The organism is Desulfovibrionales bacterium, from assembly GCA_028715605.1.
Lineage (GTDB): Bacteria > Desulfobacterota > QYQD01 > QYQD01 > QYQD01 > QYQD01.
In genome coordinates this window covers 1-24,020 of sequence record JAQURM010000006.1, presented here as the reverse complement: position 1 = coordinate 24,020, position 24,020 = coordinate 1, and the positions used below count along the sequence as shown (strand labels likewise).

The following is a 24,020-nucleotide window of genomic DNA, read 5'->3' as shown; positions in this document are numbered from 1 at the left end:
ATGGGTAACAATAATAACTCGAGTAGAAATGATTAATAAGTGGCTACATATAAATGAAATGGGAGGGGATCCTTGGGTCCTTCCTATTTGGAACGCCGTCATTGAAGCAACAAAAGCTGGTAAAATTGATCCAGTCCCAAAAGAGATAAGTGAATTGGGACTGTATATATCAACCCGATTAAATATTCTGCCTCGCATAGTTTCCCGTCTAAATACAGAAGGAAAGGAATTATTTCTTGCTTCCGAACACCACGAAACTAAATACGAATCAGCTGTTGGAAAACAGGGTTATGTTTTTACGATTGATGACAATTTAAAATACAATCTATTGGCTGATATTGATTCTATACTTTTTGAGTTAAACTCCGTTTGCGAGTTGATGTCTACCCTATTTGAAAAACTGTACTCTCATGCAGGTAAATATATCAAAAAGAACAGAGTGGGTTTTGAAATTAGGAAGGTCATTGAAAACGCTGGCCAAAAAGCTGATTGGTTTCAGAATCTTGATGCTCATCGAAATTTCTTCATTCACGAAGGCTCGCCATATATCGCAATAGACATCTCGAAGGGCTCTGGCAAATATGATCTTATTATTATGAAGCAAAACCTGAAAAGTTTTAATGACCCAGAAACTTTTATCGTGTTGTCCGAGTTAGATCAAATTGTTCGTGGTTTCGCCTTGGCTAAGCCCATTATTCAAAAAGCACTTATTTCACTATTTAGTGAAAACCTCTAACAGCAACTTACGTTTAGTTGATAAAAGTCAAGCTTCTTCTGCAGAAAAAGAAAAATTACAATAATCCCTCTAGTCCCTCCTTCAAGTCCGATGACGTCCTTTTCCAACTGGCTATCCTACCTACACGGGCACTTGCTCGAATGCGGCAGGGTTATCATGCTTTATCGGCCATATCGGGAACACCCGGCCGGAGTGTTCGACTTCCAGACAAAGTATTCCCTTACTCTTCTCTCAATGTAAAACCATCCACCTTGGTTACCGCCTCCCCTAGCCCGCCGACATAATTCGCATAGACACCGGCAAATCCTCTGGGGATCTTATCAGCCTGAAACGGCCCTCCTTTAAGCTCCTTCCCGTCCCAGTACGCGGTCACCATCCCATCCTTAACCCTTACCGCCATCTTATGCCAGCCGCTCTCCCTGGAGAATCCACCGGGTATTTCTTGAAAATCCCAGAATTTCAGATAACTGGTTACAGGTTATAGCCTGAAGGAAATCTCATCTCAATGCAATCAACTGCGCACCCAATAATTTCCCCTCTACACGAAGCAAGGCCACCGAAGCTGGTAAGGCGGATCGATACGGTCCCGCACTGCCTGGATTTAAAAAGAGTACGCCATTCTGCTTTTCTATCCATGGCCGGTGAGAATGACCGCTTATCACCGCGCTGAAACCGGCCGCAGCCGGGTCCAGATCGAGTTCATCCACATCGTGGATCACATATAATAAAGCCTCTCCGACTTTAACTACTTCTGTTTTCGAAAGTTTTCCTGCCCAGCCGAACCTGTCCATGTTGCCGCGCACGGCAACAACCGGGGCAACTTCCTGAAGCGCCTTAAGTACTCCCTCCGGGCCAATATCTCCGGCATGAACGATCAGATCAATACCTTCAAAAGCCTTGAGCGCCTCAGGCCGAAGAAGGCCATGGGTATCGGAAATGACGCCAACAAGACGGCTATTGTGGCTTTTCAACTCTGTGGACATTACTCTCCTCGTATATTCCCTCTTTTCCGCACAGGCAGACTCGCCTTTGGCAAATAATCTCTGATTATTACCTTACCACAAAAACTCTTTACTTCGTGACTATTTTCCAAAAATGCCAATATAATCCGTCTTCTCGACTGCCTCTCAGAACTCCCCTTATTGATTTCATAAGAAATCCTTGATATATAAAAAACTTCCGGTAATATGCGGAGGCAATAAGCTATCTCCGCACACGCCTATCAAAAAATTATGGGAGACCGTCTATGTCACTTGTTTTTGCCGACTCAATTAAGACCTATACGATTGATCAGGATAAGGCCGTTTCGCCAAGAGAGACCGTGGCCAGGGTCAGGGACCGTTTAAAACAGGTCAAGGGCGAGATTCTAAGGGACGTGGTCCGAATAGACAAGGGCAGGCTGGGAATCCCGGTTTATATGAGCATCTGTGGCGCAGAGGCCAGAGAGATCGTCGGCACCATCAAACAGATGGGTAAGGGAGGGACGCCTGAACAGGCAGAAGCGAGCGCCCTTATGGAACTCATGGAACGGTACTCTCTTTTTAGTTTTATGAATGGCTCTTTTGTCTGTTCCGAGGCCGGGGCGCTTCAAGGAGACGTGGTGCCACCTGAGGCGCTTATGCAGTCCGTGCATGATGACCCGGGTAATGCCCATGAATTGGAAAAAGCCAGGGGTCTCTGGTCCACCCTCCCCTTTTTCTGGACCAAGGCCCATGATCTCACGCATAATAAAGAGGTCTGGCTCCCCTTTCAGTGGTTTTATATGTTAAATGAGTATAATGGCTCCTCAGCCGGAAATACCCTGACCGAGGCCGCCCTCCAGGGATTATGTGAGGTGGTGGAAAGGCACGTATCCTCGGTCGTCACAAACGAAAATCTTCCTACCCCGGCCATTGATCTTTCCTCGGTAAAAGATCCCATGGCGAGAGAATTGATCACGAAATATGACTCAAAAAGGATCAACCTTTACGTAAAAGATATTACCCTTAAGATGGGGATACCCACGGTGGCGGCTCTGGCTATGGACCCCGCCACTTTCCCGGAGAAGAGTGAAATCGTCTATACCGCGGGGACGGCTACACACCCGGAAAAGGCCCTTATCCGGGCCTTGACGGAAATAGCTCAGCTTGCCGGGGACTTTGACACCGAGGGCAGATATGCTGAAAGCGGCCTGCCCAAATTTTCCGGACTGGAAGACGCCCGTTATGTGACGGAAGCCGGGAATAACGCTTGCATCGGAGATATGCCCGATGTCTCGCATTCCAATCAGCGGGTGGAACTGGAACAGTGTGCCCGTGCCCTAGCTGAAAAGGGGCTTACCGTTTATGCCGTGGATATTACCCATCCTGTCCTCCGTATTCCGGCCGTATATATGATCGTGCCGGGGGCCCATTTCCGCGAACGCACCAGAGACAACAGTTTCTGCCTGCACGCCGCCAAACTGGTCTCACAGTTTCCCGACAGCCAAAGGGCTGTCCATGAGCTTGAGCGGATGAAGATGATCTATCCCGACCATTACGAGGTCCATTTCTTCCTGGGCTACACCTATGAGCGGGAAGGCCGCTACGATGAGGCCCTGGCCTGCTATGAACGCGCATTAGCCCTTGATACGACGGGCAAGGAGAGGGCCAGTCTTTATTGCCAGCGGGGGGTGTGCTACAAGGAGTTGGGGGATATAAGGCAGGCCCTGGCGGAGCTTGAAAAGGCACGGGAGTGTAATGCGGAACTCAAGGAAATACATAACCTGATGGGCTTTTGTCATTTTAAGCTCAAAGATCATGTGCAATCCATAGCCTGCTTTGAAAAGGCCATAGATCTGGACCCGTCTTCGGCCATAGATTATGCCAACATCGGCTCCAACCTGCGGGAAATGGGCCATATAGCCGAGGCCATTCGATACTATCAGTTTGCCCTGGATATCGACCCCTCTATAGATTTTGCCCGTGAAAACATCGAGAAGCTAAGCAGGCAGGCATTGTCTTAGTGATAGGCTTACATGGCTCGTAGCTCATAGATGAAGGCAATGACCAATGAAAAAACTCAAAGTTGATGAACCCGTAAAAAGTAAAATTTTACCGCAGGACGCCGAGATAACATATTAAAGGAATTTGTAACTATTCAGCCACTAAGACTAAGATTATTCTTTTGTGTCTTGGTGCCTTGGTGGCAAAAATTTTTCTCTGCGGGCTCTGCGTACTCAGCGGTGAAAAGGCTTTTTTACGAAGCCGTCAACATAAGGAAACAATGAATGCATCCAACAAGCGATCCCCCTGTCTTACTCATCAACAGTAATCGAACCTCTCCGGTCTCTTCATCAGATACCATCCCGATCTCTCTAGGATATATCGGCGCCTTTCTCAGGGACAATGGTTTTGAAATCGTCCTGTGGGATGATCTCAAAGACAGGCCGTTGTCGCTGTTAAAAATCAGGGAGTTCATCCTTGACCGGCGTCCTTTGTACGTAGCTTTTTCTGCTTACATGGAAAACATGGAAAATATCCGCCTTCTGGCTAAATTCATAAAGGAACTGGACCCCCGGATACCCATTGTTATCGGCGGGCCGCAGGCGACGTTTATGCCTACTGAGGCCCTCCTTGACCTTCGCCATATGGATGTCATTTCCCGGGGTGACGGAGAAATAGTGGCGCGGGATCTCGCCTGCTCTCTGCAGAAGGGCCTGCCTCTGTCCTTTGTACGTGGAATATCTTATAAGGTAGAAAATCGCCTGTATGATAATCCCATGGCCGAAGAAACCGGGGATGATCTGGATACTTATCCGTCACCGTATCTGACAAACGTCCTGGATCTATCACACAAGGATACGGCCATTCTACTTACCTCCAGAGGCTGTGTCTATCCCTGCGTATTCTGCTATACGCCCAGGGCGTTCCATCATAAGGTAAAAATTCACTCCATCGAGCGGGTGCTGGAAGAAATCAGGCATTGTGTAAAAAGGGGCATTAGACAGTTCTGGTTTGCCGATCCGAACTTCAGTTTCTCCCGCGAGCGGCTGGAATGCCTTTTAGACAAGATCATAGAACAGGGCCTTGATATCCGGTTCTGGTGTCAAACGCGTTACGACCTGGTCGATGCCTCTCTTCTTATGAAGCTAAAACGGGCCGGCGCCGCTACCATTGCCTATGGCATGGAATCAGGCAGCCCCAGGGTTCTCGATACCATCAGAAAAAAATTGGATCTGGACAGACTGTCTAAGGCCATCAAATTGGCCCAGTCCTTTGGTGTCAACGTGGAGTTATTTACCCTTTACGGGCTGCCGGGTGAGACCTTTGCCGATGCCTATGAAACCGTGCGTTTTGTGAAGAACCACGGGGTTCGCATCGAGGGAAATTCCTGTTCGCAGCAGCTTCAGGTCTATTTCGGCACGGAGATCCAGAGGGATTATAGGAAATTCGGGATCATACCCCAGCCGCAATACAAGCCCCGATACCTATCTATCGGAGATGATTTTGAAACTGAGAACCTTACGTCGAAGGAGATAAAGCGGCTGAAGGCCCTCTGGTTTATTAACAACGCCTTCTTCCAGGAGAAGGTCGAGGCAAAGACCGATATTTTTCCTCTCCTCTCGTATCTTGTTCACCAAGCCCATTATCTGGACGAGGAGCCGGAATTCTATCTCTATCTTACAAAGTTATTATGTGAGGTTGAGGAGTTTGAGTTACTCTACCGGTATCTGAGCACGGCCAGGGCCGCCGGCCAGTCGTGGCTTAAGGAATGGATCAGGCGCGTGCCTTTTTACCGGGACTCAAGCTCTGCAGCCGGATCCGGGATGAAGGTAATTTTAGATATTGCCGGGTACCTCGGAGAAAGACCCATTCCCAGTACAAGCGGGCGGTTCTGGCCGCTCGTGATCGGTGAAGGCCGCTTTCTGCCTGAATTCGAGAGCAAGATGGCGGGACTTAAGGCCGGAGAAGAGAGGCGATTTCAGGTCAGATTTCCTCATGAATATCCTGACCGGGAGCTGGCCGGACAAGATGCCACCTTCATGATAAGGGTGCATAAAGTAATGGAACCTGTGTTTGTCCAGGGGATTGAAGACATCCCTTCTCTCGGCATCTGCAACACGTACCAACCGGATGATCTCGATTCTCTCAGAAAGACCCAGGAGGCCTTATACTACATCTGGTTACGATCGCTTAACCCCGAAGAATTGATGCAAAGCCCGCAGCGGGGTCTGGACCTTATTAGTAAATATCTCTGTCTGGGAAGGTTTACCGAGGCCATGACGGTCGCGGAGAAAATTTTTACGATGGACGGCCTGGGGCCGAAAGTTATCCGCGTCCTTATGGATGGCGGACTATTTGAATTTGCCCTGGAGCTTATAAATAAGACCGGGCGGCAGGACCACGAGGGCCTGATTCAGCAGATTCGTTGTTATTTGAGTCTTAAAGACTATGATCGGGCGCTGGAGATCTTAAAAAAAATATATAATGAGCGAGACCTGCGAGTCCTTTATTGCCTTCTGGATATCTACCAGAAGAAAGGCGAAGCCATGGAAGTAGTGGAAGAATTAAAAGAAAAATTTCTGGACGGCCAGATCAGGTATTCTCTCTTAAGGGAAGAGCAGAGAATTAAAATGGCCAGCCCTGTCTGCGTGCCTGCCTGAGCGAGAACGCTCACAGTCAGGCACCGCACAGGCAGGACGGTTTGACATTTTTTGGGGCCGGGCAGTCCAGCGATTAATGCTCAGATACAACCGGTTGGCTTGGGCAGGCCGGCAATCTTGCATATAACCCTCTCAGACGTGGTAGGAAAAAGTTCATGTATTCGCCAAATGGAAATTTTGAGATCTCGTTGCAACTTTAAAATCATAGGAGCAATGCCACGTTTGGCATAGTAGTTACGCACGTATTCAATTATTAGCCAGTGTTCATCGGTTAAATCTTCTATCCCTTCTTGTTTGGCGATGGCCTGGGAGAATTCCGCAGTCCAGCTATCGAAAGTCTTCAAATAGCCTTCTATGTTAACCTCGAATCGCTTGTCTTTATAAGATACGCTCGGCATAAGTAATCCCTCTCCGATGAGATTTATGATATTGTTGCAACTATTTTTAGCATATATCGTGCTAAGTTTTCCAGTAAAATTTTAGTTCTTTCTCATTTCAAGTGGGTAATCCAAACATTTCCAGGCGCTTTTTTCTGTCATCCCCGAGGGTTTAATCGGGGATATGGTCTTTACATGAATAAAACCAGATTCCCGCTCAAAAGCGTTGCGGGAATGACAATCTTGGAGTTGTGCAAGAGCCTCTACAGTCACATATTTTCTTGCAACCAAACCCAGATCAGAAGCACTAAGGGTTGACTTATCAAGACAAAGATGTTAAAAAAACCACCACCTTGGCAATGTTATGCTTGGCGCCCGTAGCTCAGTTGGACAGAGCGCCGGACTTCGAATCCGTAGGTCGCCCGTTCGAGTCGGGCCGGGCGTGCCAAATCTTAGTCTGCTACTTTTATTAAATTTCGCGGTTCAACCCGGGCCGTTAGCTCAATTGGCAGAGCAACTGACTCTTAATCAGTAGGTCGTAGGTTCGACTCCTACACGGCCCACCAGTAAGATCAAACGGCTATAAGCAACTGGCTTATAGCCGTTTCTAATTTTGATACCTGGACCAAAAATTTAAATTACAACAGCCCCCCTTCCCTTCGCCCCCTCCACCCTGCCGCCTGATTGCCGGCCATGGCTATAACTATATAGGATATTGCATTAACATTATTTGACATTTTCCTTGACATACCGCATAAATATTGTTACCAAATGATGGTTTTTATATCCTGGTTTTGTTTTTGATGCAGGCACGTAGCTCAGGGGGAGAGCGCTACCCTGACACGGTAGAGGTCGGCGGTTCGAAACCGCCCGTGCCTACCATTTGAATAAACATCCGCAAGCGATAGCCGGGAGCAACCTCTAAGCAATTATATGTTTTAAATTTACGGGCGGATTAGAGGGCATCTTTGTTGTCATCAGACAGTAAGATGCCCTTTTAACTGAAAAAATGGGAAAAAATCTTATTTCCATAACCAGCTCCGATGGCAGAGAGATGGCTATTCCTCGAGATACGACCACGGGAGAGGAACTGGCTATCTTTAGGCACAGCACCGCGCATATCATGGCCGAGGCGGTAAAAGACTTATTCCCGTCGGTTAAGATGGCCATCGGCCCGGCTATAGAACACGGGTTCTATTATGATTTTGATTATGAAGGGACCTTCACGCCCGCGGATCTGGAGCGCATTGAGGGGCGAATGCGGGAGATTATCGCTGAAAACAGGCAATTCCAGCGGGAAGAGTTGGTTAAGGAAGCCGCTATTGAATTGTTTACGCGGCTGGATGAACCATATAAGGTCGAGCTTCTTCGGGATATACCCGAAGAAATCGTTTCTATTTACCGGCAGGGGGGCTTTATTGACCTCTGCCGTGGACCGCATATTGCCTCTACCGGATTGGTCCAGGCCTTTAAGTTGACCGGCGTGGCCGGCGCTTATTGGCGGGGAGATGAGCGCAACAAGATGCTGCAACGCATCTACGGAACGGCCTTCTTTGATCGTAAGGTCCTCAAGGACTATCTTGAGAAGCTTGAAGAGGCCAAGAGGCGCGACCACCGCCGCCTGGGCAAGGAGCTGGACCTGTTCAGCGTAAGCGATGAGGCAGGGGCGGGGCTGATAATTTATCATCCGCGCGGGGCCATGCTGAGACATATTATTGAGGATTTTGAAAAGCGGGAACATCTGAAGCGCGGATACCAGTTGGTGATGGGGCCGCAGATATTGAAACTTGATCTCTGGAAGCGTTCCGGTCATTTTGACAACTATCGCGAGAATATGTACTTTACGGAGATAGACGGTCAGCAGTACGGTATCAAGCCCATGAACTGCCTGGCCCACATGCTCATTTACAAATCCAGGGTAAGGAGCTACCGGGACCTGCCGCTGCGATTCTTTGAACTGGGCACGGTGCACCGGCATGAGAAATCGGGCGTCTTGCACGGCCTTTTAAGGGTTCGCCAGTTTACCCAGGATGACGCGCATATTATTTGTATGCCGGAGCAGTTGAATGATGAGATAAAAGGCGTAATCGATTTCGTCACCTATGTCATGGGCATCTTCGGTTTTGATTATGAGGTAGAAATCAGCACCAGGCCGGAAAAGTCCATCGGTAGCGATGAAGACTGGGAGCGGGCCACCGCAGCCCTCACGGGCGCCCTGCGTGACAAGGATATTCCGTTTGCCGTCCATGAGGGCGAAGGCGCGTTTTATGGACCCAAAATCGACATAAAGCTTAAGGATGCCCTGGATCGGCGCTGGCAGTGCGCCACTATCCAGTGCGACTTTACCCTGCCGGAACGGTTTGACCTGGTTTACGTAGGGGCAGATGGTGAAAGGCATAGGCCGGTGATGCTCCACAGGGTAATATTGGGGGCGCTGGAGCGGTTTATCGGCGTTTTGATAGAGCACTACGGCGGCGCTTTTCCCGCCTGGCTAGCGCCGGTACAGGCTGTAATCATGACGGTTACGGACAGACAGATTGATTATGCCCGGGGCGTCCTGGCGGAGCTTATGGATGCAGGCCTCAGGGCGGAAGGAGATTTCCGCAACGAAAAACTGAGCCTAAAGATCAGGGAAGCGCAGATGCAGAAGATTCCATATATGCTTGTTATCGGGGACAAGGAGGTCGCCTCGCACAGTGTGACGGTTCGCCTCAGGAACGGGGAAAATCTTTCGGCCATGCCGGTAAATCAGTTTGTGGCCATGGTTCAGGATAAATGCAGAAATTATCAGTAGCATAGATATGTTTCCGAGAACTTTTATTTGCATCATAAGGGGAGGTGGATAGTATAGAGAAAAAGGTTAGAATTAATTGGCAGATACGCGCTAAGGAAGTAAGGTTAATCGGCGCAGACGGGACGCAACTGGGGATTAAGCCCCTTGACGAAGCCTTGAAATTGGCGGAGGCAGAAGGGCTTGATCTGGTGGAAATAGCTCCTACAGCTCAACCGCCGGTCTGCCGGGTTATGGACTACGGCAAATTCAAGTACGAGCAGAGCAAAAAAATCCAGTTGGCCAAGAAAAAGCAGGTAGTTATACAGGTAAAAGAGGTCAAGTTCCGGCCCAAGACCGATGAGCATGATTACCAGTTTAAGTTGCGTCATATTCGCCGATTTTTGGAAGATAAAGACAAGGTTAAGGTATCCATTCGTTTCCGGGGGCGTGAGATCGCCTTTTCCGACCAGGCCGTAAAAATACTAAATCGTATTCGCGCCGAGATAGAGGACGTCGGGAAAATAGAATACGAACCAAAGATGGAAGGCCGGGACATGGTGATGATAGTTGCCCCGAAGACGTAGTGCATTTGAAATTTTAGATTATTAGATTAGGGGGAGAGATGCCAAAGATTAAAACCAATCGGGGTGCTGCCAAGCGCTTTAAGGTAACCGGTACAGGCAAAATCTTAGGGTTTAAGGCCTATGGCAGCCATATATTGACCTCGAAGACACGCAAACGAAAGAGAGGCCTGCGCGGTTCGAGCGTGCTTGATGAGTCCAATGCCCAAAATATCCGACAGATAATACCCTATCTTTGATATCTGGATGGGTTCTGGAAGTCTGGTCTGAAGAGTGGTATCCTGGAGGCAACGGACAATAAGCTTTGAAGCTGCGGCTATGCCGCACTTTATTTGTGTGGTTAAGTGTTCACCCGGAAACTTCGGTTTCCGGCTTCACGCTTTCAGCGATCAGCATGTTTGTTATCCGTTAACCGTCAACCGTTGTCCGACATTTTCTTTCGGTAAACGGTCAACAGTGAACGGTGAACCGGCTTCATGCTGACTGCTGCATCCGGAATCTTTGGGTTTCCGGATGGAAACTATTTATTTAACAAAACGAGTTTAAAGAAAGGGTACTGTTATGCCAAGAGCGAAAAGGGGTTTTAAGGCCAGGAGACGGAGAAATAAGGTACTGGCTTTGGCCAAAGGATATTGGGGACGAAGGAGCAAAATCTTCCGCACGGCCAAAGAGGCGGTAGAGCGCGCTATGACCTATGCTTATCGTGATCGCAGGGTGCGGAAGCGGGAATTCAGGGCCCTCTGGATTGCACGAATCAATGCGGCGGCCAGGCTAAACGGTCTCTCTTACAGCAGGCTGATGGGTGGATTAAAGAAGACGGGGATAGAATTGGATCGTAAGATCCTTTCTGATCTGGCTATAAGCGATCCGGCCTGCTTTGCAAAAATTGCCAGGACGGCGCGATAATCAATCTCAGATTTCAAATTTGAAATCTGAGATTGATCCTTATCTGATGGAAGAAAGGCTGCAAAAAATAAGAGACGAGGCGCTTAAGGCCATCCCGGAGGTCAAGAGCCGGGAGGAATGGGAAGCGCTTCGCATTAAGTACCTGGGCCGTAAAGGAATCCTGCCTGAGCTGTTAAAGCAGATGGGCGGCCTGTCGGCAGAACTCAGGCCGCGTATCGGGCAGTTGGCCAATGCCGTTAAAAAGGAGATAGAGACCGCCCTTAATACCTGGCAGACAAGGGTTTCCTCTGAGGGGCAGGCAGGTCCAAAGACAGACATTACGTTACCCGGCCGGTTTATACCCCCGGGCAAGCTCCATCCTATAACCCAGATCACCGGCGAGGTATGCGATATATTTGAAAGACTGGGTTTTGCTATGGCCGAAGGGCCGGATGTGGAACTTGATTATTATAATTTTGAGGCGTTGAACATCCCGCGCGATCACCCGGCGCGGGACATGCAGGATACTTTTTATATCTCTGAAAACGTCCTTTTGCGCACTCATACCTCTCCGATACAGGTGCGCACCATGGAAAGGCAACGGCCGCCGGTGCGAATTATTGCGCCGGGCAAGGTTTATCGCTGTGACTCGGATATCACCCATACCCCTATGTTTCATCAGGTGGAAGGGTTTATGGTCGATAAAGGTGTCTCATTTGCTGACCTTAAAGGGATATTGACCATATTTATCCATCAGATTTTCGATGAACAGACCTCCCTCCGCTTTCGTCCCAGCTTTTTTCCTTTTACCGAACCCAGCGCGGAAATAGATATCCTTTGTGTGATCTGTCGTGGTTCAGGTTGCCGGGTTTGTTCTCAAACCGGCTGGTTAGAGGTCATGGGCGCCGGCATGGTTGACCCCGAAGTCTTTCGTATGGTCGGTTACGACCCCGAGGAAATTACCGGCTTGGCCTTTGGCATGGGCATAGAGCGCATAGCCATGCTGAAGTACGGCATTGACGATATCCGTCTTTTCTACGAGAATAATCTCCGTTTTCTCAATCAATTTTAGACTTAAAATCAGGCTGTAATACTATGCGGGTTACGCTGAACTGGCTTAAAGAATTTGTGGACATTGACATCCCCGTGGAAGACATGGCCGAACGCCTGACCATGGTCGGGTTGGAGGTGGAAAACCTGACGCGCTATGATGCAGGCCTGGGTCAGGTAGTGGTCAGCCACATTACAGATATTCTCCCGCATCCCCATGCTGAAGACCTTTCTCTGTGCCGGGTTGTGTCCGGCAAAAATACATACCGTGTGGTCTGCGGGGCGAAAAATATCCGCATCGGAGATAAGGCGCCGCTGGCTTTAGAGGGAGCCGTCCTGCCCGGGCCATTAAGAATCTCCGGGACCACTATAAAGGGCGAGTATTCTGAGGGCATGCTCTGCTCGGCAGCCGAACTTGGTCTGGGTGAGAATAAGAGCGGAGTCTATATCTTACCCGGTGACATGGAATCCGGGCTTCCCCTGGCCCGGGCCCTGGAGCTGGAAGACTATGTGCTGGAAATAGGGCTGACCCCTAACCGCGCTGATTGTCTGAGCGTTTTGGGAGTTGCGCGTGAGGCGGCGGCCATCTTACATAAGAAGGTGCGTTATCCCAGAATAAATATTTCAGAAAAGGGCGAAGACATCCACCAGGCAGTATCAGTGGAGGTTAGGGCCGTTGATCTATGCCCCCGCTATGCCGGCCGGATCATAAGGGGTGTGACGGTAGCCGGATCGCCTCTCTGGCTCCGTAAACGCCTCCTGGCGGTAGGTATCCGCCCGGTCAATAACATAGTCGATGTTACCAATTACGTTCTCATGGAATATGGCCAGCCCTTACATGCCTTTGATCTGGAACGCCTGGCCGGAAGGCGTATTATAGTCGATCAAGCCCGAAATGATGAGACATTCACCACCCTGGATGGGGTGGTAAGAACTCTTTCCGAAAATATGCTCATGATTGCGGATGGGGAGAAAAACGTCGCCCTGGCCGGAATTATGGGAGGTATAAATTCTGAAATAACCCCGGAAACCCGGTCGGTTTTTATTGAGAGCGCCTATTTTGACCCTATTTCTGTCCGCCGCACCAGCCGCCGGCTAAATTTGAGCACCGAATCTTCATACCGCTTCGAACGGGGCATAGATATGGATGGAGTGGGGGCAGCTCTGGATCGCGCTGTCTCTCTCATGGCAAAAGCGGGCGGGGAAAAAATTTTAAAAGGCCGTATCGATGTCTATTCCAGACCGGAGGAAAGAAAACCTATCCCCATACGTGTAGGTCAGGTTAACCGCCTTTTGGGGAGCGACCTGAAAAAAAGCGAGATACGCCGGTTACTGGAGAGCATCGGCATCAAAGTACGCGAGGCAGGAAAAGACACCCTTCTGGCGACATCCCCGTCTTTCCGTGGTGACCTCAGCCGGGAAGTCGATTTCATAGAGGAAGTGGCGCGCCTTAATGGTTACGAAAAAATACCGGTAAAACTCCCCGTTGTTTCGTTGACGACCCCGGCCCGGATAAAGAGTCATACCGTTGCCAATACCTGCCATTCTGTCCTCAACGGCCTCGGATTTTACGAGGTGATTAACTACAGCTTTATGGATGAGCGGGCGACAAGGCTCTTGAAAATCTCCGGGACAGACGAGCGAAATAGACACGTAAACCTTTTAAACCCGTTGACCGAAGAACAGTCGGTGCTGAGGACTTCTCTTATCCCCAATCTCCTTTCTACCGTATGCAGTAACCTTAACAAGTGGAATAGCAACCTGCGCCTCTTTGAGATAGGCAAAATTTTTATTGACCAGGGGGAAGGCCGGCAGCCAGTAGAAAAGACCTATTTAGCCGGTATGTGTACCGGTCTGCGCTATCCGGAGGGGGTGCATTTTCCCGGGGATGGAGTCGATTTTTTTGATATAAAAGGCGGTATGGAGGCCGTTTTTCAGGCCCTGGGCATCTCCGGTTATAGGCTGGACCAGGCGGTGGAATCTGCCCCTTATCTCAGGAGAGAGGCGTCTGCCCGTATCGTACTTGGCCCAAAGACGCTGGGTTTTGTGGGTGAGATGGATCCCTCTGTCTGTGAAGGCTTTGACGTAAAAGAAAAGGTATTTATATTTGAGTTATCATTTGACGATTTAGTCGAAGCCTATAAAGGCCTAAAGGTCTTTAAGCCGCTCCCCCGCTATCCTGCTGTGATGCGGGATATGGCTATTATCGTTCCCGAAGATGTTCCTGCCGGCCGGATTTTGCGCGTGATTAATGAGCAGGGTGGGAATATAATGGAAAATGTTTTTATATTTGATGTCTATCAGGGCAGGCAAATTGAGCGAGGATATAAGAGCCTGGCCTTGCGGGTGATTTACCGTTCTTCAGAGAAGACACTGGAGGATGAAGAAGTAAATGCTGTCCACCAACAAATAGTAAGTGATATATTATCCAGGTTTAATGGAAGATTAAGGGAACAAAAAATAACGGAGTTGCAGGAAGGGCTAAAATGACACTGACCAAAAAAGACATTGTAGAGCATATTCATAACAAGATCGGCTTCCCCCGACAGGCGACTACTGAGCTGGTTACATCAATATTTGATGCCTTTAAAGAGGAGCTGTTAAAGGGAGATAGTGTCAAGATTGCGAATTTTGGCATCTTGAAGGTTCGGGCGAAAAGGGCAAGGCCGGGACGGAACATGCGTACCGGAGAAACAGTAGAGATATCACCCCGATCTGTAGTTACCTTCAAGGCCAGTAGAAAGCTGCGAGATGCCCTTAATAAAAAATTATGAATCATCACTGATGAACTCAAAGCTTAGACGGCACAGTAAAAAGCTCCAGTTACAAGGCGCGCAAATCCTGAGGAATGCGGCGTAGTTATAGCTACGCCGCAGTGACGAAGGATGCCGCGTAACGCCGCAAATGGATTTTTTACGAAGCCGTCAGCACTGACTAATCCATGAATAACTCCATCCCGGACAAACGTTACTTTAAGATCGGCGAGGTTAGTCAGATTGCGGGGGTAGAACCGCATGTGCTTCGCTACTGGGAGTCAGAGTTTAGTGAAATCAAGCCATATCGCCCTCCCTCCGGCCAGAGACTCTACAGGAAGTCAGATTTAGAATTGGTAATGGAGATAAAGAGGCTGCTCTATGAAGAAGGCTTTACCATAGCCGGGGCGCGCAAGGCCCTGGCCCAGGGCAAGGGGGGCCAACTGGAGATAGGTTTCCTTGATAGTGAAGATAGTAAGATCAGAGCCTTGCTGACAGAGTTAAAAAAAGAGCTGTCATATCTGCAGCGGATGTTTTGTAAGTAACAAGGGTAGATATAACTTGTGTCCATCCGAAAATCCGAAAATTCCGAATGAGCTGTCAGCACTCAGCTATCAGCGTTCAGCCTAACCTATTGTTTATCTTGGTTTTAGTTGAGATTGGTACATTTATAATTTTCTATGATCGGCCGTCACTGTATATGTGTTTTAGCTCTGGTTCTACTTATCGGGGGCGCAGCCTGTACAACTACCCCTGAACGGAGAGACAGTATTTCTTCGGGGATTGCCGTTTCAGTGGAAAGCGGGCAAGAGAAATCTGGGGCAGGTGAAGGGGAGCAATCCCTGGAGGATATATCTAATATCAACAAAAAGATGGAAGAAGAATCGGAACAATCTACCGGGGTTATAGACAGGGTAAGGTCTTTTCTTCTTAAGCTGAATGTGCCGTTTTAATTAGTTTCCATCCGGAAAGCCAAGCTTTCCGGATGGTGCGGTCAGCACTCAGCCACCGGCTCTCAGCTAAAACCAAGCTAAACAATAGGTTAGGCTGAACGCTGATAGCTGAGTGCTATGAAAGGGGTGACAAATTGCAACAAAAGGCAATCTATTTAGTCACGGTTTCTGTTTTCTTTTGTATTTGTCTCCCATTATTTTTGCCATCCTTAAGCTTGGCCGGTGAGCCGATTCGTATCGGTGTCTATCTCCCCATGACCGGTCCGGTGGCGGCCTTTGGTCAAATGGAGTGGGCTGGTATCCAGGCAGCCCATCAAATGCATCCTACAGTTCTGGGCCGCCCGGTAGAACTCGTTTTAGTGGATGAAAAAAGCGACCGGATAGAGGCGGCCAATGCCGTAAGCCGGCTTCTCAAGAAAGAAAAAGTCAAGGCCATTATTGGCTCGGCCACCAGTTCAAATACTATGGCCGGAGTAGCCCTGAGCGAGAAGGCGAAGATTCCGATGGTCAGCCCGACGGCTACACTGCCGCTGGTGACTCAGAATAAGAAGTATGTGTTTCGGGTCTGCTTTATTGACTCTTTTCAGGGTGAGGCGGCAGCCATATTTGCCTACCGGAATCTTAAAGCCCGGAGGGTGGCTGTAATCGTGGATCGGGCCCAGGATTACTGCGTTGGACTGGCCAGTTATTTCAAAAAGGCCTTTACTCGTCTAGGTGGCAAGGTAGTATCTATAGCTTATTGCCAGACCGGAGACCAGGATTTTTCGGCTCAACTGACAAGTATCCCGGCATCACAATCAGATCTCCTTTATTTACCTAATTATTATGCTGAGGACGCCCTTATTGCCCGCCAGGCGCAGGAACTCGGCCTCAACATACCCATATTATCCGCAGATGGGGCACAGGCCCCGGAGTTGATAAAAATAGGCGGTACGGCCGTAGAAGGGCTTTATCTCCTGGCCCATTTTGCACCGGAAGGGGCCGCGACACCCCTGGCCAAAGAATTTATGAAGTTCTTCAAAAAAACCAGGCACGAGGAGACGAGCGGATTCCACGCCTTGGGCGCCGATGCCTACTTTGTCCTTCTGGATGCTATAAAAAGGGCCGGCCGCACCGATGGCGACGCCATCCGAACCGCTCTGGCCTCAACCATGGGGTTTAGCGGTGTATCCGGGGTAATAAAAATTGGACCGGACGGCAATGCAGTAAAGAGTGCGGTTATCTTACAGGTAAGCGGCGGACAATTCAGATATCTTACGATAGTTAAGCCCTGGTAAGTGCATCAATTACTCACGTGGACCTCTCTTTATTTTTACAGCAGCTATTGAATGGCATCTCCCTGGGGAGCCTATACGCCCTTATAGCCATAGGTTATACTATGGTTTATGGGATAATCCGTCTTATTAATTTTGCCCATGGCGATATCCTCATGATATCCACGTACTTTGCCTATTTCGGCATATCCGTCTATGCCCTTCCCTGGTGGCTTTCGGTTATTATGGCTATCTTGCTTACGGCGCTATTCGGTATCCTTATTGACCTTGGGGCCTACCGGCCAGTGCGCCATGCCCCACGCATCTCGGCTTTAATTACTGCCATCGGTGTCTCCTTTCTTCTCGAAAATCTGGGGATCGTGGTCTTTGGCGGCCGGCCCAGAGCCTTTTACCGCCCGGATTTTTTGAATAAGACCTATGAGATGCTTGGAGTGCATATCTTCAGTCTCAGTATATGGGTGCCGGTAGTCACCGCCCTCCTTCTGGCGCTGGTTTTTTTACTACTCTATAGAACCAGGGTGGGGGCGGCCATGCGTGCTGTGGCCAAAGACATGGAGATGGTTCAGCTTATGGGCATTGACGTAAATCGCGTTATCAGCCTGACTTTTGCCGTGGGTTCGGCCCTGGCTGCGGCAGGAGGGATCATGTGGGCCATGAAATATCCCCAGATAAATCCGCTCATGGGCATTATTCCCGGGCTTAAGGCCTTTGTGGCCGCAGTTATCGGTGGTATAGGAAATATCCACGGGGCGGTCCTGGGCGGATTATTATTAGGGATAACGGAGATCCTTCTGGTGGCTTTTTTGCCGTCTCTGGCCGGGTATCGGGATGCGTTTGCCTTTATCCTTTTGATACTCATTTTACTCTTTAAACCTACTGGTCTGGCAGGAAAGGATACGATAGGTTAGAAGTCATGTCCGACCAACATCGGCGGGAATGGATATACAAACTGTGTACCTATGGCGTGCTGGCAGGCATGTTTGCTTTTTTACTTCAGGTTCAAAACCAGGCCGATGAGTATCAGATCCGCATTTTAAATGTCTCTGCCATCTTTGTAACATTAGCAGTCAGCTACAATCTTATAAATGGGGTGGCCGGTCAGTTTTCTTTAGGACCGAATGCCTTTATGGCTGTGGGCGCCTATACTACGGCCCTTTTGACTATCAGCCCGGCTGAAAAGGAACTGTCTTTTATCATCGAACCCATTATATGGCCGATTTCTGTCCTGCATCTGCCCTTCCTGCCTTCCCTTTTGATAGGCGGCGTTTTTGCTGCCCTCATGGGATTTGTTATGGCCTTTCCGGTGTTCAGGGTGCGCGGAGATTATCTGGCTATAGTTACTCTGGGCTTTGGTGAGGTGGTCAGAGTAGTAGCCAATAATGCCCAGAGTATAACCAACGGCCCCCTTGGACTTAAGGGCCTGCCCGAATATACGAACTTGTGGTGGTCCTGTGGGGTAGCTGTCTTCACTGTTTTTTGTGTCACCCGCTTGGTCAAAAGCAGCTTTGGCCGGGCCATGCAGGCTATTCGGGAGGATGAAGTAGCCGCCGCGGCTATGGGGATCAATGTATTCCGTCACAAGATGCTGGCCTTTGTAGTTCATGCCTTTTTCGCCGGCATGGCCGGTGGGCTTATGGCCCATCTGATTACCACTATTTCTCCTACCCTTTTTAGTTTTTTTCTGACGTTCAATCTCCTGGTCATAATCGTCATCGGCGGGCTGGGAAGTATGACCGGTTCTATTATCGCGGCTGTAATTATTACCTATGCCGGGGAATGGCTCAGGGCCGTAGAAGAACCGATGGCTATCGGGCCCCTTAATATCCCGGGCATACCGGGGATGCGTATGGTTGTTTTCTCCATAATGCTTATCCTGGTTATGATCTTTGCCCGGCAGGGGCTCATGGGCCGCCGCGAGTTTTCCTGGGAATGGTTCTGCGGATTTCTAAAAATAGGAAAAAGAAGAGGGTAAGGGCGCGTGTCCTTCTTTAAGGCCGAACATCTGACCATGAAATTTGGGGGACTTATGGCCGTTAGCGATCTTTCCCTAACGGTGAAAGAAGGGGATCTAATCGGTCTTATCGGTCCGAACGGCGCTGGAAAAACTACGGTTTTTAATATGATTACGGGCCGCCTGTTACCCACTGAAGGGAAAATTTATTTCAGGGGTAAAGACATCACCGGCACGCAAAGCCATATCATAAACGCCAGAGGCATTGCCCGCACCTTCCAGAATATTCGTCTCTTTAATGACCTAACCGTCCTGGAAAATACAATGATCGGTTACCATGGCCGTCTTCGTTCCAGTCTATGGGAGGCGATTTTTCGTCTGCCGCGCTACAAGTCTGAAGAAAAGAAGATGCGGAGTATGGCTAGAGAAATCCTGGTCGAGGTCCGGCTCGATAATGTGGCCGACGAGAAGGCCGGGACATTGGCCTATGGACAGCAACGCAAGCTGGAGATAGCCCGGGCCCTGGCTACTAATCCCAGACTGCTCCTTTTAGATGAGCCGGTAGCCGGAATGAACCCACGGGAAACAGGTGATATGATGGATTTTATAAATTCCATCCGCGAGGCTTACGGCCTGGCTATTATCCTTATCGAGCACGATATGCGTTTTGTGATGGGATTATGTGAGCATCTCATCGTCCTCGATCATGGAGTGACCATCGCCACAGGGATTCCCGCAGAGATACAAAATAATCCCCAGGTCATAGAGGCCTACCTAGGAGAACCGGAAGTTGCTTGAGATCGGTGATATTCATGTAAGCTATGGCGGCATCCAGGCCCTCAAGGGTATAAGTTTCAGGGTTAAGGCCGGCCAGATAGTTACCCTTATCGGGGCCAACGGCGCAGGCAAGAGCAGTATTTTAAAGACTATCTGTGGCCTGGTTAAGACTCAGAAAGGATCCATCCAGTTTGAGGGAAGGGAGATTAAGGGCCTTGCCCCGCACTGGGTTGCGAGGTGTGGTATCACCCTGGTGCCGGAGGGACGGAGGGTCTTTGCCAATCTCAGCATCTCGGAGAATCTCAAGCTGGGCGCCTATTTCCGCCGGGACCGGGAGGGAGTAGAAGAAGATATGGAGTGGATCTTTTCCACCTTTCCCCGGTTGAAGGAACGCCTGTATCAACAGGCCGGGACGCTTTCCGGGGGCGAGCAACAGATGCTGGCCCTGGGTCGCGCCCTGATGGGCAGACCAAGGCTTCTTATGCTGGATGAACCGTCTTTAGGGCTTTCTCCGCGACTGGTGAGCGAGGTATTCACGGTTATGCGGCAAATTCATGCGCGTGGGACGACCATCCTCCTGGTGGAACAAAATGCCAATGCCGCCCTACGCCTGGCCCATCAAGCCTATGTCCTGGAGACCGGCCGGATAATACTGGAGGGAAGCGGAGAGAAACTTCGGGCTGATCCCGTTGTTCAAGAAGCATATCTGGGTAAGATTACATTAATGTAGGCCGATTATCCATTCGTTAAGTTATGTATAGCACAGGTAAATCAGCTCCTCTGGCTGACCGCATGCGACCCCGGATTATAGACGAGGTCATTGGGCAGAGGCATGTGCTTGCAGAGGGGAAATTAATCCCCCGCCTGCTCAGGGCCAAAGAGATACCTTCTCTTATTTTCTGGGGGCCGCCCGGATCCGGCAAGACCACCCTGGCCTATATCCTGGCCCGGGCCGTCGAGGCCTATTTTGTCAGCTTTTCGGCTGTACTGTCCGGGGTAAAGGACATCAGGGCGGTAGTGGCCGAGGCCGAGGCCCAAAGAAAAGCCGGCGGGAGAAAGACTATCCTCTTTGTCGATGAGATTCACCGGTTCAACAAGGCCCAACAGGATGCCTTCCTGCCGCATGTAGAAAGCGGATTAATCACCCTCATCGGGGCCACCACGGAAAATCCCTCTTTTGAGATAATCCCCCCGCTTTTGTCCCGTTCCCGGCTAATTGTTTTAAAACCACTTACTGAAGACGATCTTAAAGAAGTGCTCAAACAGGCGCTTACGGATAAAGAAAGAGGCCTGGGAGATATTCGTGTTAATTTATCCGGGGAGGCCCTTGAGTTCATCATCTCCGCCGCCCAGGGCGATGCCCGCTTTGCCCTAAACAGCCTGGAGGTAGCTGTCTTGCTGGCCTCGCCGGATGAGAAAGGGGTTCGCCATATCGATCTCAATCTGGCGGAAGAAGCGGTACAGAAGAAAGCGCTCGCCTATGACAAGGACGGGGAAGAGCATTACAATATCATCTCCGCCTTCCACAAAAGCCTCCGGGGGAGCGACCCGGATGCCGCCCTCTACTGGCTGGTCAGGATGCTGGCCGCCGGAGAAGAGCCGCTGTACATAGCCCGCCGGATGATAAGATTTGCATCCGAAGATGTGGGTAACGCCGATCCCCAGGCCCTGCAGGTAGCCATGGCCGCCTTGCAGGCCTACCAGGCCCTGGGCAGCCCGGAAGGAGAACTGGCCCTGGCCCAGGCCGCTCTATATTTAGCCACGGCTCCGAAGAGCAATGCCGTATATATAGCCTTTCTGGAAGGGCAAAAGGACGTGTCCAGAACCGGAAGCCTGCCTGTCCCCCTACATATCCGTAATGCCCCGACCGGACTGATGAAGGATCTGGGGTACGGACGCGGCTATAAGTATGCCCATGACTTTCCCGAGGCCCTGGTAGCGCAAGAACACCTGCCGCCGGAAATAAGAGGGCGTATTTATTACCGTCCGACTAAGCGAGGTATGGAGAAGATTATCGGTGAGCGCTTAAAAAAGTGGCGCGAATATCTGGCCTCATTTCAGCCCAGTACCGGAGGTGGCAAAACATAAACTTAAAGGGAGATAGGGGTGATAATTCATATCCCATAAAAATTACGTAATTACATAAAGTTCCAACTGGAAGTAAATTTTCTCTCTTTTAACTCTTGACAAAGTTTTCCGGCTATAGTAATGAGACTTTCAGCAAATGAAGTACAGTTCATTTTTTATTCGAGATAACATCTAAAAGCTAAAAGATAAAAAGGAGGAGTATAAATGGCAACGATTGATCACAAAGGAAAAACCTACGAGGTAGATGAAGACGGTTTCTTGGCCGCGGGGCTCAGCGCATGGGATGAAAACTGGGTAGATTATGTAAAGGACATAGAAGGTATCCCTGTGGTAGGCGATGAACATTGGAAGTGTGTCAATTTCTTGCAGGACTATTACAAGAAAAACGGCATTGCCCCAATGGTAAGGATATTTTCTAAGGTAACGGGCTATCCACTTAAGAAGATCTATGAGCTTTTCCCCTCCGGACCGGGTAAGGGAGCCTGTAAGATGGCTGGCCTTCCGAAGCCGACCGGCTGCGTATAACCAGCGTTATCTTCTGTAGGAAAGAGAGACAAAAAAGGCATAGGTCTGCCGGAAAAAAGCAGGCCTATGCCTTTTTTTTTGTTGCGGAGACGCTTTTAGATCAGGAACTCAGGTGTCTTTTAATAAAATCCTGATGGACTTTGTTGATTAATGGTATGTACTTATCAGGCCTAATCCGAGACCCCTTTAGCCCGCCCCGAAGGTTTATCTCAGATAAGTATAGCTCGTTGTCGTTTATTAGCATAAGGTCGATATGGGCATATGGAAAATGCGCCTTTCTCATTACCCTGAGGCAAAAAGCCCGTTCTTTTTTACTTAAGGTGTAGGGGCGACTTTCTCCTCCAAAGTAGAGGTTGTGGCGGAAATTGTATGGGTTGATCCTCTCATAGGCCTCCACATAATCACCGATAATTATTACCCTGATGTCTCTGACATTTTTAACAAACGGCTGGACAACAAAGGGAAATTCCATCAGGCCTAATGACGCATGATTGTAAACCGCCTCAATAGACGGCCAGAAGTTAATGCCCAGGCCGCAGTTGAGTCGATCTTGTTTGGTAACCACCTCCTTAATGTTATGGGCATTATAGTTGGTAATCTGCTCAATTAAATCTCGTTTATCCCTGGCTACAAAGGTATGCCCTACCATAACGTTGCCCAGGACATAGACTTGTGCGGCCTTTGAACGGCTGGTAGCCTGAGCGAGGGCCGGCGGGAACAACTTGACCCCATTTTCAACCAGATGGAGAAATTTTGCCTCCTCATTTTTTTTAAGGTTGAGGAGTCCAACCACTATATCGCCCCTGGTTAAGGTATAATATTTCTCGGAGAAGGTTTTCATGTCGGTGATAACCGTTCGGGAATGCATTCCTGTCTTTCTCGCTTTTTGACGGCTTCGTAAGAAGCTGACTTATGCCGCAAGCGGCATCCTATGAGCAACGAACTTCATGAGTTCGTTGGAAGTCCATTTGCTGCGTTGCGCGGCATCCTTCGTCACTGAGGCGTAGCTATAACTACGCCTCATTCGTCAGGATTTGCACGCCTTGCAACTGGAGCTTTTTACTGTGCCGTCACAATTTTGACTTTTTAAGAATTCATCGCTTTTTGGATAAAGGTTAAAAGAGCATTTCCAGAAAATGCTTATGAAATTGGGTTAAATCCTCATCACATTCGCCACAATAGAATTTAATCTCACCAAATACCTGTGAATCATCACTTATAGGCGTAAAACTACCGTCCTCATTTTGTGTGTAGCGTGTGGTAAGGATCACTCCTTCGGCAACCTCATAGAAATCTGTATCATTGCCACAAGTAGGACATACTATTCTTATTTTAGTTGGAAGTTTTATTGCGGCTTTTTTAGTACTGGTTCGCATTGGTCAAGACCTGTCAGGATAATTTTCATAAGTAATATACTTTAACTTATCTAAAAAACAAACCTTATTTAAAAAGAAGGCCCCCTGTTCTTTCTCCTTTATAGAGCCTTGAACCTGACCAGGAATGAACCGGCGCATAATTACCGGATGAAGCGCTGTCCATAGGTTATGTTGCTCATCTTGCCGATCGCTGATAGCTGAAAGCTTATTCTACAAAATACTCCAGCGTCTTACCAGATAGGGTTTGGCCTCTTCAAAAACCATACATTCGCTTTCGATCTGCTCTTCTGCCTCCTGA

General features: G+C 49.2%; 22 protein-coding genes, 3 tRNA genes and 1 pseudogene. 22 read left to right on the top strand and 4 right to left on the bottom strand.

Annotated features, from left to right (window positions below; all coding sequences use genetic code 11):
• The first annotated feature begins 28 nt into the window (after positions 1-28).
• Positions 29-736, top strand: coding sequence for a hypothetical protein (locus PHT49_07645; GenBank protein MDD5451747.1), 708 nt, complete (start codon positions 29-31; stop codon positions 734-736).
• Positions 737-956: 220 nt separating this feature from the next.
• Here the strand turns inward: PHT49_07645 and PHT49_07640 are convergent, their stop codons facing one another.
• Together PHT49_07640 and PHT49_07635 are read right to left on the bottom strand one after the other, a co-directional pair.
• Positions 957-1,136: a hypothetical protein gene (locus PHT49_07640; GenBank protein ID MDD5451746.1), complete on the bottom strand. Its 180-nt coding sequence runs from the start codon at positions 1,134-1,136 to the stop codon at positions 957-959.
• A gap of 97 nt (positions 1,137-1,233) precedes the next feature.
• Positions 1,234-1,719, bottom strand: coding sequence for a metallophosphoesterase family protein (locus tag PHT49_07635; GenBank protein MDD5451745.1), 486 nt, complete (start codon positions 1,717-1,719; stop codon positions 1,234-1,236).
• Between the two features lie 263 nt (positions 1,720-1,982).
• Between PHT49_07635 and PHT49_07630 the strand changes: the two genes are divergently transcribed.
• Together PHT49_07630 and PHT49_07625 are read left to right on the top strand one after the other, a co-directional pair.
• Positions 1,983-3,719, top strand: a complete 1,737-nt coding sequence (locus tag PHT49_07630) for a YcaO-like family protein (protein ID MDD5451744.1) — start codon at positions 1,983-1,985, stop codon at positions 3,717-3,719.
• Between the two features lie 264 nt (positions 3,720-3,983).
• A complete protein-coding gene (locus PHT49_07625; GenBank protein MDD5451743.1) occupies positions 3,984-6,359 on the top strand; it encodes a radical SAM protein in 2,376 nt (791 codons plus the stop codon).
• Between the two features lie 80 nt (positions 6,360-6,439).
• Here PHT49_07625 and PHT49_07620 read toward each other — a convergent pair whose 3' ends face one another.
• Positions 6,440-6,757, bottom strand: coding sequence for a TusE/DsrC/DsvC family sulfur relay protein (locus PHT49_07620; GenBank protein ID MDD5451742.1), 318 nt, complete (start codon positions 6,755-6,757; stop codon positions 6,440-6,442).
• Positions 6,758-7,107: 350 nt separating this feature from the next.
• On the opposite strand from PHT49_07620, the gene PHT49_07615 reads away from it, so the two are divergent.
• The 19 genes and pseudogenes from PHT49_07615 to PHT49_07525 all read left to right on the top strand — a co-directional run bounded on the left by PHT49_07615 (position 7,108) and on the right by PHT49_07525 (position 22,346).
• Positions 7,108-7,184, top strand: a tRNA-Arg gene (locus PHT49_07615).
• Between the two features lie 42 nt (positions 7,185-7,226).
• Positions 7,227-7,302 (top strand) — tRNA-Lys (locus PHT49_07610).
• Positions 7,303-7,543: 241 nt separating this feature from the next.
• Positions 7,544-7,618: transfer RNA gene (locus tag PHT49_07605), tRNA-Val, on the top strand.
• A gap of 196 nt (positions 7,619-7,814) precedes the next feature.
• A pseudogene (gene thrS, locus PHT49_07600) lies at positions 7,815-9,530 on the top strand (threonine--tRNA ligase).
• 44 nt (positions 9,531-9,574) lie between these two features.
• Complete coding sequence (gene infC, locus PHT49_07595; protein ID MDD5451741.1) at positions 9,575-10,093, top strand: translation initiation factor IF-3; 519 nt, start codon at positions 9,575-9,577, stop codon at positions 10,091-10,093.
• A 38-nt stretch (positions 10,094-10,131) separates the two neighbouring features.
• The gene (rpmI, locus tag PHT49_07590; protein ID MDD5451740.1) at positions 10,132-10,329 is read left to right on the top strand and encodes a 50S ribosomal protein L35; all 198 of its coding nucleotides are present in this window, start codon (positions 10,132-10,134) and stop codon (positions 10,327-10,329) included.
• A 322-nt stretch (positions 10,330-10,651) separates the two neighbouring features.
• On the top strand, positions 10,652-10,996 hold the full coding sequence (rplT, locus tag PHT49_07585) for a 50S ribosomal protein L20 (protein MDD5451739.1): 345 nt from the start codon (positions 10,652-10,654) through the stop codon (positions 10,994-10,996).
• Between the two features lie 19 nt (positions 10,997-11,015).
• Positions 11,016-12,047 carry a phenylalanine--tRNA ligase subunit alpha gene (gene pheS / locus PHT49_07580; protein ID MDD5451738.1) on the top strand — a complete coding sequence of 344 codons (1,032 nt, stop codon included), beginning with the start codon at positions 11,016-11,018 and terminating at the stop codon, positions 12,045-12,047.
• A gap of 23 nt (positions 12,048-12,070) precedes the next feature.
• Positions 12,071-14,515 carry a phenylalanine--tRNA ligase subunit beta gene (pheT, locus tag PHT49_07575; GenBank protein ID MDD5451737.1) on the top strand — a complete coding sequence of 815 codons (2,445 nt, stop codon included), beginning with the start codon at positions 12,071-12,073 and terminating at the stop codon, positions 14,513-14,515.
• Positions 14,512-14,799: an integration host factor subunit alpha gene (locus PHT49_07570; protein MDD5451736.1), complete on the top strand. Its 288-nt coding sequence runs from the start codon at positions 14,512-14,514 to the stop codon at positions 14,797-14,799. The genes pheT and PHT49_07570 overlap by 4 nt, the downstream gene beginning before the upstream one ends.
• A gap of 167 nt (positions 14,800-14,966) precedes the next feature.
• A complete protein-coding gene (locus PHT49_07565; GenBank protein ID MDD5451735.1) occupies positions 14,967-15,323 on the top strand; it encodes a MerR family transcriptional regulator in 357 nt (118 codons plus the stop codon).
• Positions 15,324-15,458: 135 nt separating this feature from the next.
• Positions 15,459-15,731, top strand: coding sequence for a hypothetical protein (locus tag PHT49_07560; protein MDD5451734.1), 273 nt, complete (start codon positions 15,459-15,461; stop codon positions 15,729-15,731).
• A 134-nt stretch (positions 15,732-15,865) separates the two neighbouring features.
• Positions 15,866-17,008 (top strand): ABC transporter substrate-binding protein, encoded by a 1,143-nt coding sequence (locus tag PHT49_07555; GenBank protein MDD5451733.1) that lies wholly within the window; start codon positions 15,866-15,868, stop codon positions 17,006-17,008.
• Positions 17,009-17,025: 17 nt separating this feature from the next.
• Positions 17,026-17,913 carry a branched-chain amino acid ABC transporter permease gene (locus PHT49_07550; GenBank protein MDD5451732.1) on the top strand — a complete coding sequence of 296 codons (888 nt, stop codon included), beginning with the start codon at positions 17,026-17,028 and terminating at the stop codon, positions 17,911-17,913.
• Positions 17,914-17,918: 5 nt separating this feature from the next.
• Positions 17,919-18,977 carry a branched-chain amino acid ABC transporter permease gene (locus PHT49_07545; protein MDD5451731.1) on the top strand — a complete coding sequence of 353 codons (1,059 nt, stop codon included), beginning with the start codon at positions 17,919-17,921 and terminating at the stop codon, positions 18,975-18,977.
• A 6-nt stretch (positions 18,978-18,983) separates the two neighbouring features.
• Positions 18,984-19,754, top strand: coding sequence for an ABC transporter ATP-binding protein (locus PHT49_07540; protein ID MDD5451730.1), 771 nt, complete (start codon positions 18,984-18,986; stop codon positions 19,752-19,754).
• Positions 19,747-20,463: an ABC transporter ATP-binding protein gene (locus PHT49_07535; GenBank protein MDD5451729.1), complete on the top strand. Its 717-nt coding sequence runs from the start codon at positions 19,747-19,749 to the stop codon at positions 20,461-20,463. The genes PHT49_07540 and PHT49_07535 overlap by 8 nt, the downstream gene beginning before the upstream one ends.
• A 62-nt stretch (positions 20,464-20,525) precedes the next feature.
• The gene (locus tag PHT49_07530) at positions 20,526-21,821 is read left to right on the top strand and encodes a replication-associated recombination protein A (GenBank protein ID MDD5451728.1); all 1,296 of its coding nucleotides are present in this window, start codon (positions 20,526-20,528) and stop codon (positions 21,819-21,821) included.
• Between the two features lie 204 nt (positions 21,822-22,025).
• Positions 22,026-22,346, top strand: a complete 321-nt coding sequence (locus PHT49_07525) for a TusE/DsrC/DsvC family sulfur relay protein (protein MDD5451727.1) — start codon at positions 22,026-22,028, stop codon at positions 22,344-22,346.
• 100 nt (positions 22,347-22,446) lie between these two features.
• Here the strand turns inward: PHT49_07525 and PHT49_07520 are convergent, their stop codons facing one another.
• Positions 22,447-23,214, bottom strand: coding sequence for a hypothetical protein (locus PHT49_07520; protein ID MDD5451726.1), 768 nt, complete (start codon positions 23,212-23,214; stop codon positions 22,447-22,449).
• Between the last annotated feature and the right edge of the window lie 806 nt (positions 23,215-24,020).